Source organism: Paenibacillus glycanilyticus, from assembly GCF_030161375.1.
GTDB classification, from domain to species: Bacteria; Bacillota; Bacilli; order Paenibacillales; family Paenibacillaceae; genus Pristimantibacillus; species Pristimantibacillus glycanilyticus_B.
The window spans coordinates 103,694-122,535 of the sequence record NZ_BSSQ01000017.1 but is presented as its reverse complement, the minus strand read 5'-3'; the positions used below and the strand labels follow the sequence as shown (position 1 = coordinate 122,535).

Below are 18,842 nucleotides of genomic sequence, written 5' to 3'. Positions count from 1 at the left end.
CCCCCCCCCCCCCGGCCCAAGCGGCGCGCCGGCTTCGCGGCGCGCCAGCTCCACGCAGGCCGCGAGCGAAGCAAGCGGCCCTTGCCCTTGCCCAGCAGCAGAGCGATCACCCGCTCTGCTCTTACCGCCACTCCCTCGCAAGCCCCCACTCCCCGCCCCACTCTCCCATAACTCCGCCGCGCGTATCGCATCCCCCAGAGGCAATGCCTCCTCCCAATACCAACCTTCCTCCGCAATCTCTCCCGACAACCTCAATATCACCGCTTCATCATGAACCTGCTCTCTATGCCCCCCGCCACCAAGCCAGTCATCAACTCGCGTTATCGCCTCCGCCAACCCACCTTCCATCCAAAACAGTCTGTCCACTTCAGGAGCAATCGTCATCCGGGCATGCCACTTCCCGCCAATATGAATCACATACACATAGGCCTTCATCCGCATCGTCTCCCCGCGCACACGCAAAAAAGCACACCACAATGATACGAACAACGCATCATCGGGGTGTGCTTCACTCCGTGCTTTCAATTAATTCCCAGTATAGCTCAAAACGGCATTTTCGACAAATCGGAAGGATTTTGCAGGTCAACAAGTATAGCTTGGTCCGGCTTGGTTACAATCCCTTCGTTTCTTAGCATCCAGATCAGTCCCGCAGAATCATCCAATCGAGAATGAGAGCGCTTTCGATCTTTTAAACCTTCATCCGCAAAAACCGTCACATTCCCGTTCTCCCGCCGAAGCCGGTCAACGATTTGAGCGGTCTCGTCTGCAGAGTGGCTATCGACTACCGTCAGCTGCACATCCTTACCCATTCTGCGCGAATACGAAGAAAACTGGCGAAGAACCATCTCCATCTTCATATGCTGATCATGGGCGACAAGGACATAATGTTTGCTTTCGCTCGTCTTATTTCGCCTGAGCCTATAAGCCACATGCACCAATGCGGCGGCCAAAGCATAACAGCCTATCACAAGAAGAAAAATCGCAATCAGGTCGGCCACCTCCTCTTTGTGACAATATATGCCGCTATGCGCCCAGTGGTTACGGACAGAAGGACAAGAGGGACAAAATGTGCGGTGAGAACACAAAAAATCCCGCGTCTACGACACGGGACTCTGTATGTACCTGTAACCAGACCTGCTCTGACTGTTCGCCGCCTGACGGCGGGCGCTCTTCATCGGGTTCCTGCCTCTCGCATGCAGCTTTGGTCTGCCTTCGATCGAGCCCCTCGCCTCCTGCGCGCTGATCCATCCAGCGCACCTCGCGCGTGAATTAAGCGTGCCCGGCTACAGCGTTACCCAGCCAAATTTGATGGATTGAATAACCGCTTGCGTACGGTCGTCAACCTCCATCTTTTGCAAAATGCTGCTTACATGGTTTTTAACGGTTTTTTCGCTAATGAACAAATACTCGCCAATCATCTTGTTGCTCTTGCCTTCCGCCATTAGACGCAATACTTCCGCCTCGCGGCGCGTCAGCGGATTGTCTTCGCCTGCAACGAATTTCACGCCTGGCTCCATGCCAGCCGCAGCGCCCGAAATAACGCCCATCTCGTCGAGGTAAGTCATGCGGCGCAGCTGGTTGATCAGCTTGCCTGTTACTTTCGGATGAATGTAAGCATGACCGTTTACCACGGAGCGGATCGCGTTAATAAGCGATTCAGCCTCCATGTCCTTCAGCAGGTAGCCTGTAGCCCCCTTGCGAAGCGTCTCGAATACATAACTCTCATCATCATGAATGGAAAGAATAATAACTTTTACGTCAGGGAAAATCGTCTTCAGACGTTCGGTTGTTACAACACCGTTCTCAATTGGCATGTTAATATCCATGAGCACGATTTCCGGGATCGTGTGGTTGCAAAATTCAAGCACTTGAATGCCGTCACCGCATTCTCCAATTACTTCAAGATCGTCTTCCATGTTCAAAATCCGTTTAAGTCCTTCGCGGAAAAGTTGGTGATCGTCCGCCAGCAATACTTTTATCTTGCGCTTAACTCCCGGCGCAGCCTGGTTCATATGTCATCTTACTCCTTTCTACTCTCTACTGTAATGGGGATGTTGATTATAATCTTCGTCCCGTGACCTAATTTTGAGTCGATTTCCATCCTCCCTTCAAGAAGATCTACACGCTCGCGCATGCCAATCAAGCCAAAATGGGAGTTGTTTTGCGAATGTGCTTCCGTCTGCTCGGTCTGGAAACCAATACCGTTGTCCACGATCGTAATGATGACCGTCTCCGGCGAGTAAGCAACTTCAAGCGTCACAAAGGATGCTCTGGCATGCTTCTGCGCATTGGTAAACGCTTCCTGAACTAGGCGGAACACCCCAGCTTCCATGGCTGACGGCATCCTGACTTCTTTACCGCTAAGCTCAAAAATTGTCCGAATCTTTGTCTTATCCTCAAAGTCATGAGCAAACTTGCGAAGTGCGGGTACTAGACCCAAATCATCCAAGGCCATCGGACGCAAGTTGAAAATAATTTTGCGTATTTCCTCGAGCCCCGACCGGACTTGACCTTTCAGATCTAATAATTCGTCCTGCACCAGTTGAAATTCCTTCTTTAGAAGCATTCTTTCCACAATTTCTGTTCGAAGCACGATATTGGCAAGCGATTGGGCCGGTCCGTCGTGGATTTCGCGCGAAATCCGCTTCCGTTCCTCCTCCTGCGCCACGATGATCTTAAGGCCAATCATCTGTCTTGTCTTCGCCGACTCCAAAATACGCGATACCTGGTTCAGGTCGCCGGACAAATACTGGAGTACTACATTAATCTGGGAGGCAATCGTCTCCGCCCGTTCGATCGACTTCTCCACGTTCCGAACCCGCTTCTGCAAGTCATCGCGGCGAGTTTTCAAATAAGCTTCCTTCTCGCGATAAACCATCAGATCGAGCTGAATTTGGGTAGCCTTCTCATAGGCGGTCTTGATGTCCTCTTCTTTATATCGTACAAAGTCGCGGCTAACTTCAGTCAGCCGAATGCGGGCACGCCGGTAGTCCTGCTCCAGTTGGTCTACTCTCTCAATCGTCGTCAGCGTTTCCGCGAGTACAATCTCGAGCTCCTGGCCTAGGGATTCAAGCTCCTGGCGCGCCGATTCGCATATCTCGTAAATTTGCAGCTTACTATCCTCCATGACGGAGATCGCATTAGTTATCACTCTATTAATATCCACGATGTGCTGGTCCAAAAAAATCGGCAACCTTTCCTAAATTCTAAGAAAATATAAGTTTCACCTTATAAAATAGCGCTTAGAATTCTCCGGGATGAAACGCCTGACCGCTCCGCGAGGAACAGCGATGACGTTTCACCTTGTTAAAGGCTATTCCCCTTTATCATAACACAGGTTGGTTGCCGCTCGTCCACCTTTAATCGATGGCAATCTTTTTCGTCTTGCTGTCGTAGGTGACCTTTAGTCCCAGTTTTTCGGAAAATAATCGGATCGGAATTAGGGTCCTGCCGCTCTTAATCATAGGCGCTACCTCCGTCTCGAAAAGCGCGCCGTTCATGTTCATTTCCTTTTTGCCAATGAACATTTCCAGCATTTTCGATCCATTAATTACCGTTACGCGATTGAGCTTATTGTCCCATTTCAGGGTAGCGCCCATCGCATCGGTTACGAACCGAATCGGTACATAAGTCGTACCGCCGGTTTCAAACGGAGCAACCTCCATCGCAATGGTCTTGCCGTTCGAAATAGCCGTTTTCTTGCCGATTGTCATTTCGATATGGCGCTGGTCCGGGGTTGTCGTAGCAGCCGCATATTGCAGCTTAATATTATCGATGCCTACCTCGCCCGTCGCGGCGCGCTCATCTTGTCCATCCGGCGTCGTTACGACGTAAATGCGCTTCAGCTTAACCGGATACGCCATTCCTTTGGCAGACAGATCGGCCTTCACCGATTTCCAGCCTGTCCAGTCGAGCTGCTTCGCCAGATCAACCAGATGGACGCTACCGTTCGCGTCAACAAACTCGGCACGCAGCCAGTTCAAGCTCTTGTCGCCGTATACGTCCATCGTCATGGTAAGCGGAGAGCCGTCGATCGATTTGCCGGAAGTTCCGTTGAACTGGGCATATACCGCTTTGGTACCGGTGCCGGCACTAAAGTCATAAGAAATTTTCAAAGCTTTTCCGGACGTTTGGCCCGGGAAATCCGTAACTAGCTTCACGCTTCCCGTAGTTGTTGCAGCCGGAGTGACTTGCGGATTAATGCCGTAGGTAACGTTTTCGAACGTTTCCAGCGTTTTCTCCGAACCGCCTTGCGTGAACGGAATCATCGTCGGATAGCCATCGTAACGGCCAATCGCATAACCGGTCTTCGTGCCAGAGCTCACGGAATTAACCGTCAACGTATCGCCTTTGGTCGTAGCCGTGAATCCGATAAACTCCCATTTGAGAGAGTCGCCGGTCAGCTTGTACGTTTTGCCGTTCTTGAGCGTAACTTTTACCGGAATGGAGACCGTTGCGCCATTTGTCAGCACGCCAGCGGCAGTGTCGAGCTTAAGCTCCGCAATTTGGTCTTGGCCGATGATCTCAACCGGATAAGTCGACGTAACCGAACCGGATTTCACGGTGATTTTTGTTGAGCCCGGTTTGGAAGCCGTAAACGTGCTGCCGTTAAACGCGCCTAAGCCCGCCGTGGAAGTGCTCCACGAAGCATTGGATCCGTCAACCGTATAAGGGTTGTAGTAGGTGTCATAACCTTTGACCGAATAGCTCGTCGATTGGCCAACAAACAGAACGTTTGAACCGCTGATCGTAATGCCTTTCAGATTCCCTTTAGGTGCCGTTGTAAAGACACCAATACCATTCGCCACGCTGCGCTGCGTCGTATTGTATTGGGTGGAATGAGCCAGGCTTAAGGAAGTTTCGCCAAGCGGTCTTTCGATCATCGTCGTGGAGCCGCCGCCGTCCAAGTTAATGCCTTTGTAGACGCCAAGCTTCACCATGACCTGCTGCAGCTCTTTCAGGTTAAGACCCGTGCTGTCGCCGTAGTCTTCGCTCGTAATGAGATAGACTTTGGTGCCGTCTTTGGAATAACCAACTGCCGAACGGGATACGTAGGATGAACCGCTAACCCCCGTAATATCGCGGGAGAAGGTAGCGGCAGCACCGTTATTCACGAGAATCGTATGGCCGCCGATCAACATTTCAAAAGACGTAGGATCTACCTTTTGCCCTGTCGTCTGGGATACTAGCGAATAGTCCGAAGTTACCGCCTGACCGACCTGCAGATGCTCGACAATGTATTTGGCTGCCGAACCGTGGCCGCGAAGGATATAGCCGTTGGCCGGAATCGTTCCCGCAATAGGCGTGCCCTCCGAAATCTGCTGAACCACTCCGTTTACGACCAAAGCTTCGGTAGGCGTAGTGGAAGAATTCTTAGGACGTTCTGCCCCGCCCCATGCGCTATTGTAGATAAACAAAGCATTGGCGTGGCTATAGTTCGATGTGCCGCCCTCCGGCATATAAGCAGACTGATTAAGGCCTGCGAGCACAAAACTCGATCCGTCCGCGGACGTCACCGTGCCGTCAAACTTATAGCTGTCAACAACCGGCTTGCGGTCTTTTGTTACGGCAAAAGCATACATGCCCTTAATTTGCATCGGGCTAGTCATGAGCGTGCCGCTTGTTACCTGCGCGCCCATTGGCGAGCCTTCGGTTGTTGTAATAAAGACGTCGGCGTTAATACCCGCAACGGCGCCGTTTTCTTTAGTCATGTTCATGATGGTGTTCAGCTTGCCCACGGTATCGTTCTTGCCGCTCATGGCATCCAGGCTGACATAAGGATTCGATAAGTCCACTTCAATGACATGAATATTGGCCTGAGCAGCTTTGCCGCTGCGTGTGGTCGTCCAGAGGTAGTCCATTCTTTGCGCGCCGGCCGTAATATACGACTGCTGTAGAAGTTTAAGAGACGGTGATGCCGTAGCAGCAGCTGCCGTGCCTGCCTGCAGCGGATTCCAATTAAAAGGGATAGCCGACGACACAGGCTGCGCGAGCAGTGTACCGCCGATTACGACAACCGCGATCTTTTTGCCTAGACTTCCCGTCTGCCGAACTTTGTTGTTATGTACCTTACTCATCGTTATAGCAACTCTCCTAATCTATTAATCTATTTATTATAGACTATTAGTAGGGGAGAAAAGTTCCGAGTATAAAAAATTCTTAATAAAAATGGGAGGATGGTGCTGGTCCATTTAGGGCGAAAGACTGAGAGCAAGGCTGCGAAAAAAGGTCATTCTTCCGATCGCGGTTGCAGACGAAATCTCTGAATTAACGATGGTATCGTTAGATTTCGTGCTGCAAAGGCGAACGCTCCGCTTCTCCAGAATGACCTTTTCTCTCCGCCCCTCTCCTAGCCCACGCCCTAGCCGCCAGCACCTGTGGTGGGCGGCGGATATAGGTCATCGCGTGGGCCTACCGCCCCGCCCACTCATGACCTCTCATTTTATGCTTAAGGTCCCTGAGGGACCTTAACAGATAGACTAGCTACTCACTCCGCCCCCGCTCCCGAACAAACAAAAAAGCCCGGCCCCAGAGACTGGGCCGGGCGCGTACACATTAAATTAATTTAATAGATCGACGTACTCGAGCAAACGTTTGATCATAACGATCGCTTCGGCGCGAGTAGCGTTTTTGGTCGGGCCGAAGGTGGTTTCGGTTTGGCCGGTGATGACGCCCATGTAGACGGCTTTGGCCAGATCGCTTTTTGCCCAAGACGCTACTTTTGTACGGTCGCTGAATTTGGAGAGGTAAGATGTCTCGGAATTCGGCAACGAAATCGTCTTCGCCGCTGCTTTTGCCGCGCGGGACATCATAACCGCCATCTCCTGACGGGAGATCGGGCTGTTCGGCTTAAACGTGCCGTCCGTATTGCCCGTTACGATTCCTGCCTTCGATGCAGCGCCGATATAAGCCGCCGTCACCGTTCCCGCTGTTACGTCTTTATACTTCGCCGCATCGCTCCGGCTGCCGGTTAGTCCAAGGCCACGAACGATATATGCTGCGAACTCCGCTCGGGTAATCGAGCTTTGCGGATCAAATTTCGTTGTGGACCCGCTGCGTCCTTCAATAATGAACTTGTTCGCCATCATCTTGATCGTTGAACCGGCCCAATGCGAGCCGATATCCGTGAACTTGGACGAACCGCTCACAAGCGCGTACGCACTATTGCCTTTCCGCTTGAAAGACACGATGTTCGAACTAGAGAACGTCGTAGGCACATACGAGAGTTTGCCGGTTTGCGGATCCAGCCACACCACCGCACTATTGCTAGAATCGGCTGAGATCAACGATTCGAAGCTGCGCTTCACATAACCGCCGAATTCGGATAGCGTCTTTTCCGTTGTACCGCTTATAACCGAAGTCTCGAACGTATACGGAGACGACAGCAGTGATGCACCCGCTTTGCTGATCGCTGAAGTTAATGCGCTAGTGTTGGCGTTATTGCCTTTTTCAATCTTGATCAACAGGTTGCCTGTCGTATAACTCGATCCTACGAGCGAAGCCATGCTCTTGAAGGCCAGAGCACTCAACGGAATCTCATAGGAGCTTGTGCCATATTGTACGGCGAAAGATGAACCGCTGCTTAAGCGATAAGCACTCTCTAGTGCAGTCAATGGAACGGATACAATCGCAGCCCGCTCCGAGCTTGGTACTTCAAATACAACACGGGCATTGTTGACACCAGCGCTTTTCGCTGCGGTATATGCCGTCGTTAACTTATCTGTTGGTAGGGTATAACGCGTTGTCGTGTAGCCCGCTGGCGAAATATCCGACGTTTGCGTCGCCATCGACGTTGTTAGTCCGATCCCGCCGCCGGCCGTCTCCACATATCCACCTGGCAAGGAATCAATAAGAGTCGTCTGATTGGCCACCGTTACGTTCGTAAAGCCCGGAACGAGGTTGCCGTCTGTCGAACGCAAACTGCTGGACGATGTCGCATAATACGTGATCGTAACCGAATCACCTACATCCGGTGCCGCGGCCAGTGTCAAAATAACCGTATTCCCGCTTACCGTCACATTAGTTGCCGGATCGGAACCGCCATCTACCTTCACTGCGAAATACGCGGCGGATGGAATATAGGATGTGCTTAACGTTTTCCAGAAGGACAAGGTTACCTTCGTTCCTTTGACAACTGCCCCGTACAAACCGTTATCCGAAGACGATCCGCTTCCTACGGTTGCCGTCACATTACTGAAGGACGCAGCTTCATTGCCAGCCAGATCGACCAGAGCCGTGTACAATTTCGAATAAGTCACTCGCACGGTTGATCCTGCCGTAATCTCCGGGCTCACGGTCAAAACAACCTGAGAACCCGATACCGTCACTTGAGTCACATTGTATTGCGAGTTGTTGACCATCACATTGTATTGGCTCGTCGAAGGTCTTCTGGAAGTATCCAACGCTTCGTTATAATTAATCATAATAGAATTGCCGTTTGCCGCTATGGACTGGTAGGTAGGCACCGATGTATCCACCGTGCTCGTGAGGCTTACGCCGCTAAAGCTGTTCACCTTATTGCCTGCAGCATCCTGAAGCGGATAAGAGCCGGCGTTATACGATACGCGAACGTTCGAGTTAGAATCGATCGAAGCGTTAACCGCCAGAATCACTTTGTTCCCCGTGCTATAAACGGAAGTTGGCGTGTAATAACTGCCTCCAACATATACGCTGAACTGCGTATAAGCATAGCTGCTTACCGAAGCCAGATTTTCCGAAAAGACTAAGGTCACGATCCCGCCTGCTGCCGTACCGCCCGTTAACGTAGGAATGGTTGTATCCACAGCCGTCGTAACGGTCTGAGCGGTCAAGCTAGCCGCCTGATTGCCCGACAGATCGCGAATGCCAGACGTAGCAACCGATGGCTTGGTATAAGAAAGCTTCACTTGCTGGCCGTCAACAATGTTGCTCGCCAAGCTTAGCGTAACCTTAGGACCCGATACCGAAACGCCGGTCACGGAGCGGTAGGCCCCATCTACCGTAATGTAGAAGCTGCCGGCAGTAGGAATCGAATTGTTCATCAGGTCTTCGTTATAGGTCATGACGATGTTCGAGCCGTTAGCCTCTAACTTCGAAATCGCCGGGGCCGTTGTATCGCCGCCGAGCGTTTTGAACGTCCACTGGTACTCATTCTGAATGCCGTTGTATGTATTGCCCGCCAGGTCGGTTACGGCATCCGGTTCAATCTCCACATAATAGGTGATGCCCGCCTGAAGAGCTTGGTTAGGCGTAATATTAAGCTTCTTGTTATTAAGCGGATCTACGTTTACCGAAGTTCCAATCAGTGGTGTACTGCAAGTACTGCCGGTGCCGCTAACGCATTGCAGCCAAATCTGCCCGTTGCCCGGCTGAACGGCTTCGCTAAACGTTGCAGACAATGTGGCGTTCGGATCAAAGGAAGTTGCGTTGTTGGCAGGAGAAGTGGCCGACAAAGTCGGCTTCACATTATCTTGCGTAACCGTGTATCTCCAGCTGGACGAGCTTGTCAGTCCGTCGAAATACAGTCCTACACCGTCTTTGAAAGCACGGCTTCCGACAGTCGCGTAATAAGACGTGTTGTTTACAAAAGCTTTTGCAGCTTCGCCGCCATAAGCGCTTGTTGCATCAATCGTAATCGTATCGGTTCCGCCGCCGGATACCCGGCCCGATGTTACCGGAATAGAACGGAATAAGGTGTTGCCTGTTACCGTGCGGATTTCAATGACGCCGCTGTCCTGGAACACAGGCTCGGTGAACGTCAGCACAAGCTTGCCTGTTGTTGCGGTCAGGATTCCGCCTGACGTAGGCGCAAGACTTTTTAAAGACGGTTTAGTTGTATCATTGCCATACCCGGTCGTGAAATTCCATGCCGCCGCATTGGCAATGCCCGGGAACGGATGATTGAGGCCCGAGTCGGTCTCCAGAAACGCTCCTGCATCGACTAACACATAATATGACGTGTTCGCATTAAACCGAGGACTCGCAGGTAAAGTAATGGTTGCCGTTGAACCGGAGATGGCAACTTGCGATGAACTTGTTTTTATTTTTGCAAATGACGCATTGTTCTTCACGTCTCTGATCTCTATATATTTGTCTGTTCCGGCCATAATATTGTGGTCAAACGTCATGGTCAGCTTGTCCGTCAGAACGGACACGGAAGTTGCGTTATCTGCTGGCGTGAGCGCAGTCGTGTTAAGCGGAGCAAGATCGGTATGGAAGCTCCAGCTTACGTACGATGCCCCTCCGGTCTCGATCGCGTTGCCTGCCCCGTCCTGGAAAGCGGTTCTAGGAACCGTAACCGTGTAATCGCTATCCGAATCGAGTGGCGTATTAGGTGTAATCGTGATGGTGTTTGTGCCGCTGCCCTGCACCATACTCGAGGTCACGGGAATGGTTTTCGTATCCGTCACGCTACTAAGCGTTACGCTGCCGCTTGCAGCGTACACCGGTTCGTTAAACTGCAGAGTCACCTTGCTGTCTACGGCCACTTGCGTAGCACCTTGATCGGGCGATTTGCCCGTAAGCGACGGGCCCGTCGTATCCACAAGAGCAGTCGTTCTGAAATTCCAGGCAGCCGCGCTCGAAATCCCCGCAAAATAAGCCCCGTTAGACACGTTGGCAAAAGCACCGTAATCGATCAGCACATAATAATCCGTATTCAAATTAAGCGTCGCATCCGGATTAATCGTTGCTACCCGACCTGTCGCATCTAGTCTGATTTTGTAAGAGGACATCGGAATGCTCTCGACAATGTCGCTTGTATTGTAGTTATAAATGGTGATGACGGCTGAGTCGGCGCCTTTGGTAACGGCTTCATCAAACGTCAGCGTCAGATCGCTTGATGGCGTAATTCCCGTTGCATTATCCGCTGGGCTCATGCCTACAACGATTGGTCCGCTTGAGGCTGCGTGCACCACGCTTGTTGTTGGCAGGCCCGTAAGAACCAATTGGAGCACTAATAAGACAGCTATCATGAAACTGAATCGGCTTCGTACTAACATTTCCCGTAATCACTCCCCGGCTAAATACACTTGTACCCTATTTGTCGGCAAATCCGCTTGAAAATTTTAGGTTAACTAGTTATTAGTCGAGAGGCGATGCCAAAAGGTTGCATATTGCAACAAAAAAAGCCCTGAATCCGAAGATTCAGAGCTCTTGATGGAAAATCTATTATTTAGCAGCAAGTGCGTCTGCTTTAAGGTTTTCTGCTTTGTCCACGCGCTCCCAAGGGAGATCCACATCTGTACGGCCGAAGTGACCATAAGCAGCTGTTTGAGCGTAGATTGGACGGCGAAGGTCAAGCATCTTGATGATGCCAGCCGGACGAAGATCGAAGTTTTTCTTGATAACATCAACAAGAAGTTCTTCGGATACTTTGCCAGTGCCGTATGTGTCAACGTTGATCGATACTGGTTGTGCTACGCCAATCGCGTAAGCCAATTGGATTTCGCATTTGTCAGCCAGACCAGCAGCAACGATGTTTTTCGCTACATAGCGAGCTGCATACGCTGCGGAACGGTCAACCTTCGTTGGATCCTTACCGGAGAACGCGCCGCCGCCATGACGAGCGTAACCGCCGTAAGTATCAACGATGATTTTGCGGCCTGTAAGACCAGCATCGCCTTGAGGACCGCCGATTACGAAACGGCCTGTAGGGTTGATGAAGTATTTAGTTTGCTCATCCAGCCATTCAACAGGAACAACCGGTTTGATAACATGCTCAAGGATATCCTTTTGGATTTGCTCCAGGGAGATCTCTTCCGCATGTTGAGTCGATACTACGATAGTGTCTACGCGAACCGGCTTGCCGTCTACGTACTCGATTGTAACTTGCGTTTTACCGTCCGGACGCAGGTAGCCCAGCGTGTCGTTCTTACGAACTTCGGACAGGCGGCGAGCAATGCGATGCGACAATGCGATTGGCAAAGGCATCAGCTCAGGCGTTTCGTTCGTTGCAAAACCAAACATCAGGCCTTGGTCACCGGCACCGATATCTTCATTTTCCTTCTGAACGTCTTTACCGTCGCGGCTCTCAAGCGCAGCGTTAACGCCTTGAGCGATATCCGCGGATTGTTCGTTAAGCGATGTCAGCACCGCGCAAGTGCTGGAGTCAAAACCGTATTTCGCACGCGTGTAACCAATTTCTTTAATTGTACGGCGAGCAATAGCGGAAATATCGACATAATCAGCACGGGAGCTGATTTCTCCAATAACAAGTACAAGACCAGTTGCAACCGAAACTTCGCAAGCTACGCGAGCGTAAGGGTCCGCTTCCAGAAACGCGTCAAGAACAGCATCCGAGATTTGGTCACAAATCTTATCCGGGTGGCCTTCTGTAACTGATTCCGATGTAAACAAGTGACGACCTTTTACAGACATCCGTATCAACCTCCTACAGCTAGTATGAAATAAGTGCAGACATTCTACACAAAAAATGAACCTTTCCCCGAAGGAAAAGGTTGTTAGACAACTCTCTAAAACAGTATAATACCGAAAATGTCGCTTGGTGTCAACGGATTCCAGTTTTTGATAAAAATTCGACAATAACTTATGAATAGCCGTTTAACACTTTTTCCGCTTGAGCAACAAGACGTTGCGTGATGCTGCCGCCGATCGAACCGACGTCACGGCTTGTCACTTCGCTCCACTGGATGCGAGTGCCTCCGCCTACCGAGCCAAGCTCGCCGGCAAACTCCGTATCCGCGCCTGCTCCCGAAGGAACGCCATGGGATGCGAACAACCCAAGCTCAGCAGCAATCTCATACTTCATTTGATTCAGCGCGGCTTTGCAATCCGGTACAACCACTTTGTTGGAACGACTCATAATAAGAACACCTCCATTTGAATTAGGAACGTGGCTTTATTGTGCGTCCTTCCTCATGGTTTGAAGCGTATAACCTATTGGGTGTCCGGGTAAAATGTTCTATAACTTACTGAATCACGTAACTGCCGCGAACAAGCAACGTCAGGGACTTGGTATACGAAGGGTCCGTAGTTACTCCACGTCCAGCGCGCGGGAACAAGATATGATGGTTCGCCGGTACGGATTTGCCTTTAGTCAAATCTTTGCCATCCGTCAGATCCGCAATACCATTCGCGTCCGTACTATATACAACCGCTTTACCGGCACGAACAACAACTTCAGTTCCTTCATTAGCAATGAGGGTTTTTCCGTTAGGGACCGATACAACCTCAAGCTTGGCGCTTCCGCCGCCAGTCTCAGGCTGAGTAGTGCCACCGCCAGAGCCGGAACCCGCTTTCGCGATCTGCTCATCTACATAACTCTTCGTGACAACCGGATCATCAGCCGTACCCGGTACCGCCGCATTTGATTCCGCCTCAAGGGTTGTCGGCCAGTTCACCCCAGCAATAATGCCTGCTCCTACAAGAACAACAGCGAGTACAATCCGTAGTGCATACTTCTTCAATTTCGACAAACTCCTTTCTTATAGCAAAAGATAGCAAAAAAACAAATCTAGTATCTTTTACTAAGATACTAGATTTGGATGGGATTAACCAGTTATTTCTGACCTATTAATGTTCTCCGTCGAGCCAGTTGATCAGAGAGGAGAAGCTAATATCTTTGGAGAAGAGCTTTTTCTTGCTGCCGTTTACAGTCTCGTAAACGTTAAGAGTGTAGCTACTCCAGTAGAGATTGCTCTCCATTTTTTTACTGAAGGAGTTATAGTTGTCGCCGACTTTCCAAGTCAAGCTGTTCTCGCCTTTGCCTTCAAGATTAATATCTTGCGACCAGAGAACATCGTTCGCAGGCGTATACTCAAGCTCCATAGTCAGCTTCGATTGTGTAAATCCATCGTAGCTGTAATCACGTTGAACCTTGCTGCCAAGGTCAAGCTCTAGAGAATCAGCATTTGCATATACATTGAAGAGATTAAAGTCGATATTATAAGGACCTACTTTAATGGCATGGTTGTTTGTAAGATCCGTATTCTCTGCTGGTAGTCCGAAGTATACACCACGAATGAAGCCAGTTGGTGTGCCAGTTGTACCTTTTAGCAGACCGTTTGCATCAATCGCTTCACCGAGCAAGAGCTGTAATCCATCGCGGCTCACATTGCTAGGAAGCTGCGTGTATACAATAATCTGTTCCTTGTTACCCGGTGTTACAGATGTTGCTGTCTTCTGAATCGTGGCTTCGTAATAGTTGCCTGCGGCAGATTTGAAGTACCCTGTCCACTGTGGCATTACTTTGCTCCGAGTCTGATTATTAGTTACATCCATAAATACCGCATAAGTATCCTGGATATCGCCTTGGTAAGTACGAACATCCGTCACTTTAACGCTCATTTCAGAACCAATCGATTTTTGCGTGTACACGTTACCTGCATTAACCGAGTAGATGGCTGATAAAGCTGATTTCGTTACTTCTGCTACTTGAACATCTTCTGTGCCGGACTTTTCATTAAGCTGAAGCTCGAACTTCTTCCAGTTATAAGCGTAAGGCAATTTACCGATAAAGGTAACCGTTGTAGAAGCACCTGGCGCTAATCCAATGTCACCCGTATTTTTAACTGCTTGACCATTGATAGTAATATTCGCATCCAAAACCATCGTACCTGTTAAGTCTGGAAGCGGCAGATAAACGGATTCTTTGTTTTTGATAGACAACTTGGCAACTACGTTATCGTCGTTACCCCAAGGCAAACGCTGTACGGATTGCAGTTCAACTTCATAAGTTCCTTTTTCATCCGTAAAGGTTTGTTTGGCTGTACCTGGTGTAGTATCCAGCGAGAATGGAACTGCAAACGATGCGACAGGCAACTCGACTTGGCTGCCTTCTGCTCCAGTCTTTTGAGTAATAACTAACTTCCAACCTGAAGTTGACACGGTGTTAGGAATCGATCCCGTCAACCGGATGGAGTTAAGTACAGCAGGCTCAAGCGTCAAGTTGGAATCCGAGGTGTTCTTCAGCTTCAACTTGTACAAGCCGCTAGATGTTTTTAAGTAGTAGTTATATTCCGGAATGGCTACTCCGAATTGGCTCGTATTACGTGCTACAAAAGATAAGTTAACATTATAGTAGTCCGATGTTTTGGATACGGTGTTCTGATCGATTCGCATGTTTATGTTAGAGCTGCTGACTTTAACCGTTTTGTAGCCACCAAGCTTAACGTCATTTGAATAACCGGCCGGGAATGTGAACGAACCCAATGTTTTCTCATAACCGGACACCGAGAAATCAAACTTCACAAAATTAAGAATGAGCTGGTCAAGCGTTACTTTCGATCCAACAGAGCTATAGAAAGTAAGGGTTGTACTAGATTTTGGACTGATTGTTTTCTTGTTCGCCTTGTCTAGCAAAGTAAGCGTATATTTCGTTCCGCTCTTGGACTTCAAGCGTGCCCAATAGTCCACCAGATTTATTGCTTTGCTATCACCATTGTAAAACTCAAAGGTGAAGCTTGCAGTCGCGCCACTCGCACTTGGCACTAAACTAGCATCCGTCAGTTGTACATATGAAGCGCTCGATACGTACACTTTCTTGTTGACAGAAGAACTTGATGCAGCGAAAGACACTGGTATCGCACTGAGCAGCATAACAAAAGCAACGAAGAGGGATACAAGCATAGTCGATCGTTTGAAGCTTTTCCGCATTGTCACATTCACTCCGTATAATTAGATTTACTTAAATAGACGAGAATGGAATCCTATAAGTTTCGGCACACTCAAAAATCTTTGCTCCGCCTATATCCGTAACTATATCTAATCTATATGAACTGCATGTGAACATGTCCTATGAAAACAAAAAAAGAAAGCTGAGAGCATAAGCTCTCAGCTTTCTAGTACAGGCACTGAATATTAGTTGTTGTGGTATACAACAACTACTACGCCAGCTTCTTTGGAAGCAGTAGCACCTTCACCATAAGTCTCTTTACCTTCAACGATAACTAATTGATATTTACCTTTTGCAGTACCGTAGTTACCGGAAACCGCATCAGTTGCAACACGTGCATCATTGAAGTAGCCAATTGCGAGACCAGTGTCATCAGCATTGATGTTGTAGAATTTAGTGTTTTCAGTTACTACATAAGTAGTAGTACCCGATGTAATTGTTTTTGCGGAAGCATCCACAGTTGGAGCTGTTGCAATCAATGCTGTGTGGTCGCTAACTGTGATACCAGCAGACTCATAGTAAGCATTGTCACTTGTTTTATCAACGAGTGTTACAACGTCATATTTGTTTGCAGTAACTGGAGCTTGAACAGCAAATGTTTTCTCTTCACCGTTAACATTAAGTTTAACTGTATAAGTTTTGCCGTCAGCAGTCGATTCAACAGTGGACTGGCTTACAAACAGACCTTGTACTTGCGGCAATTCTGCAACAGCACCTTGAGCAGTTACAACTACAAATTTAGCTGTAGCGCCTTCGTTGCTAACAGTGACATAGTCGCCAACTTTAACGTCAGCAGCTGTCAGAGCAGCTACAGTAGAATCAGCGTCTTTGTCAGTTACTTTAAGGTATACTGTGTTGCTGTCCAGTACGTAAGTAGATGTTGCACCAGCGCCAGTTTTCAGAGTTACTCTGGAACCAGAAATGGAATCTACCTTCGCCAGGCCATTATTAGCCAATTCTTTAGCGTTTTTAACTTCAGTGATATATCCATCTTTAAACGTAAGTTGTGCGATGGAGTTATCTTTCAAAGCATTAACTACAGCGACTTTTTCTTTCGTGTAAGCAACTTTCTTCGTCGAATCCTTCAACGAGTAGTACACGATTTTGTAGTAGTCATCTGTGGATACTTGATTGTCGATAATAATCGGCGAACCAGTTGTAGCAACAGTGTAAACTACAAAGTAGTCAGTAGCAGTAGCAGCCGAAGGCGCTTTAAATGCTACAGCTTTACCATCTTTATTCAGGTAGAACGTATATTCGCTATCAAGCGTCAACTTAGATGTATCAACGGTTGTAACATAAGTTGTACCGTTAACTTTAACTGTTTTGTCAGAGCCGGAAGTGCCTTTAGCTTCAACTTTACCAGTTACTGTGTTGCGTGTAGCAACTACTTTTGTTGCAAGGCCTGCTTTATTTTTAATAACGTTAATGATGTCATCAGCTTTCAGGTCAGCAAGAGTTGCTGCTTTGCCATCCAAAGTAACCGAAGTAGTAGCGTCAACTTTGAACGAACCACCAGAGCTGTTAATTACGCTATAAGTATTGTAAGCTACAATATCGCTAACTTGAGCATCGGAAATCCAGTTAGTAACTAGAACTGCTTGAACATCGCCATCTGCATTCAGAAGCAATTGTACATCAGTACCATCTGCATACTCAGTTGTGTCAATTGTTGTAGGGTCTGTATTTACATACAGAACTGCACCTGTAGCAACTTTATAGTCTGTAGAAGAAGCATTTGTTGTAAGCGCAGCATCAATTACTTGCTTACCTTTCAGCGTTGTGGAAACGATTTTAGTTGCAGCTTGATTGTCAGTTACAGCAAGAACTTTTCCATCTTTGTTTTTCAGAACAGTCACAGAGTGACCAATCAGATCAGCAAGTTTTTTGCCGCCAGTGATGAAGAAGTTGTCAGCAACAACTGCATCTTCGCCAACAAAGGAAATTTTTCCGTCTGTTACAGCAGTACCTTTAAGAACTTGAGCAGTGCTTTCGCCCAGTTTGTTGATCAGCAGTTGAGCAACTTGTTTGCCAGCTACTGTTTTTTCAACGTTGGACATGTCACCGTCAGCGTTGTATTGAACCAGGTTAGCACCCAGTGCGTTTTCTGTCAGTTCAGCAACTACGCCACGGTTAGCGTTTGTGCCGTTTGCCATTTCAACGCCTTCGAACAAACCAACTTCGTCAGCTTGCAGAAGTACGTTGTAAGGCCACGAACCGGACAGGTATTTATCTTTGTAGCCCAGTGCACGAACCAAGATCGCAGTTACTTCTTCGAACTTGATAGTGTCGTTAGGACGGAAGTTACCATTGTAACCTTGGATGAAGCCTTTAGCAGCAGCAGCGTTGATGTAACCTGTGTACCAAGCACCTTTTTTAACGTCTTTGAACGAAGGAGCTGTGTTAGCCATCAGGTTAGCAGCGCTTTGGTTGCCAGTAGCAACGATCACGATTTTAGCCAGTTCAGCACGAGTGATCGTGTTGTCCGGTTTGAATGTACCATCAGCATAACCATTGATAATACCCAGAGCTGTAAGCTCTTCTACTGCAGTTTGTACAGGTTTGCCAACTACGTCAGATGGAGTAGCTGCAAATGCAGGAACTGCCAGTGCGGAAAGCATGGAGCCAGCGAGTGCCAGCGAAAGTAAACTTTTTTTCATAACCTTTTTTTCTCCTCCTCTAAATTGCTTCGGTTGTTGAGAGTTATTTGTAAGAAATGAATTGCTCGTTTTTCTCATAGCCGATTCACCCCCTTCCCCGAGTTAAGAGCATAAATTAAAAATTGTAATATAAATGATGTCTGCTTCCATGCTTCAACCCTATGTAAGAACATGTCGCAGAAACTCGTAAACTTGCGGAAAAACTCTATAAATCTATTACTAGAGAAGACCTACCACTTCACATTATACAATGGGCTACTCTCAGCGTAAAGAGGAAGTTGAGAAATCATTCCACTTCAAGCAAGAATAGTAGTCCCAAGGTACTACATGCCTCGCTTTTTGCAATGTCATGTAATTAAACGCAGAGCAGATTAAAAAGTTGCGCTCAGTTCTAAAAAAGATCTGAGATTTTTTTAATTCGGTTTTATATGTATTGCTACCCTTCTCTAGGTATGTTCCTAGTATAGCTTGGCCTATTAATCTCGTCGATGCTTAACATTTTCCATGGATAAACTTACTTTAGTAAATTTTTCTTTAGAAATAAATAGTAATGAGCAAAAATTAATAAT

At 48.3% G+C, this 18,842-nt stretch carries 10 protein-coding genes and 1 pseudogene; all 11 read right to left on the bottom strand.

Features of this window, described 5'->3' with window-relative positions; genetic code table 11:
* A pseudogene (locus QQK89_RS22585) lies at positions 1 to 435 on the bottom strand (hypothetical protein); the annotation flags it as partial.
* Positions 436 to 542: 107 nt separating this feature from the next.
* Positions 543 to 998 (bottom strand): hypothetical protein, encoded by a 456-nt coding sequence (locus QQK89_RS22580; RefSeq protein ID WP_284240940.1) that lies wholly within the window; start codon positions 996 to 998, stop codon positions 543 to 545.
* A 285-nt stretch (positions 999 to 1,283) separates the two neighbouring features.
* Positions 1,284 to 2,012, bottom strand: a complete 729-nt coding sequence (locus QQK89_RS22575) for a response regulator (protein ID WP_284240939.1) — start codon at positions 2,010 to 2,012, stop codon at positions 1,284 to 1,286.
* A gap of 8 nt (positions 2,013 to 2,020) precedes the next feature.
* A complete protein-coding gene (locus tag QQK89_RS22570) occupies positions 2,021 to 3,181 on the bottom strand; it encodes a sensor histidine kinase (RefSeq protein ID WP_284240938.1) in 1,161 nt (386 codons plus the stop codon).
* A gap of 178 nt (positions 3,182 to 3,359) precedes the next feature.
* Complete coding sequence (locus QQK89_RS22565) at positions 3,360 to 6,077, bottom strand: stalk domain-containing protein (RefSeq protein ID WP_284240937.1); 2,718 nt, start codon at positions 6,075 to 6,077, stop codon at positions 3,360 to 3,362.
* Between the two features lie 483 nt (positions 6,078 to 6,560).
* Positions 6,561 to 10,979, bottom strand: a complete 4,419-nt coding sequence (locus QQK89_RS22560; RefSeq protein ID WP_284240936.1) for an Ig-like domain-containing protein — start codon at positions 10,977 to 10,979, stop codon at positions 6,561 to 6,563.
* A gap of 169 nt (positions 10,980 to 11,148) precedes the next feature.
* Positions 11,149 to 12,357: a methionine adenosyltransferase gene (metK, locus tag QQK89_RS22555; RefSeq protein WP_015847319.1), complete on the bottom strand. Its 1,209-nt coding sequence runs from the start codon at positions 12,355 to 12,357 to the stop codon at positions 11,149 to 11,151.
* A 169-nt stretch (positions 12,358 to 12,526) separates the two neighbouring features.
* Positions 12,527 to 12,802 (bottom strand): alpha/beta-type small acid-soluble spore protein, encoded by a 276-nt coding sequence (locus tag QQK89_RS22550; RefSeq protein WP_284240935.1) that lies wholly within the window; start codon positions 12,800 to 12,802, stop codon positions 12,527 to 12,529.
* Positions 12,803 to 12,908: 106 nt separating this feature from the next.
* Positions 12,909 to 13,406: a hypothetical protein gene (locus QQK89_RS22545; protein WP_284240934.1), complete on the bottom strand. Its 498-nt coding sequence runs from the start codon at positions 13,404 to 13,406 to the stop codon at positions 12,909 to 12,911.
* A 106-nt stretch (positions 13,407 to 13,512) separates the two neighbouring features.
* A complete protein-coding gene (locus QQK89_RS22540) occupies positions 13,513 to 15,429 on the bottom strand; it encodes a hypothetical protein (RefSeq protein WP_284240933.1) in 1,917 nt (638 codons plus the stop codon).
* Between the two features lie 369 nt (positions 15,430 to 15,798).
* A complete protein-coding gene (locus QQK89_RS22535) occupies positions 15,799 to 18,351 on the bottom strand; it encodes an S-layer homology domain-containing protein (protein WP_284240932.1) in 2,553 nt (850 codons plus the stop codon).
* Positions 18,352 to 18,842: the final 491 nt, after the last annotated feature.

Excerpts from the sequence above, each read along its gene's own strand:
- QQK89_RS22575 (WP_284240939.1), bottom strand. The coding sequence starts at position 2,012 with ATGAACCAGGCTGCGCCGGGAGTTAAGCGCAAGATAAAAGTATTGCTG.
- QQK89_RS22565 (WP_284240937.1), bottom strand. The coding sequence starts at position 6,077 with ATGAGTAAGGTACATAACAACAAAGTTCGGCAGACGGGAAGTCTAGGC.
- QQK89_RS22560 (WP_284240936.1), bottom strand. The coding sequence starts at position 10,979 with ATGTTAGTACGAAGCCGATTCAGTTTCATGATAGCTGTCTTATTAGTG.
- metK (WP_015847319.1), bottom strand. The coding sequence starts at position 12,357 with ATGTCTGTAAAAGGTCGTCACTTGTTTACATCGGAATCAGTTACAGAA.
- QQK89_RS22550 (WP_284240935.1), bottom strand. The coding sequence starts at position 12,802 with ATGAGTCGTTCCAACAAAGTGGTTGTACCGGATTGCAAAGCCGCGCTG.
- QQK89_RS22535 (WP_284240932.1), bottom strand. The coding sequence starts at position 18,351 with ATGAGAAAAACGAGCAATTCATTTCTTACAAATAACTCTCAACAACCG.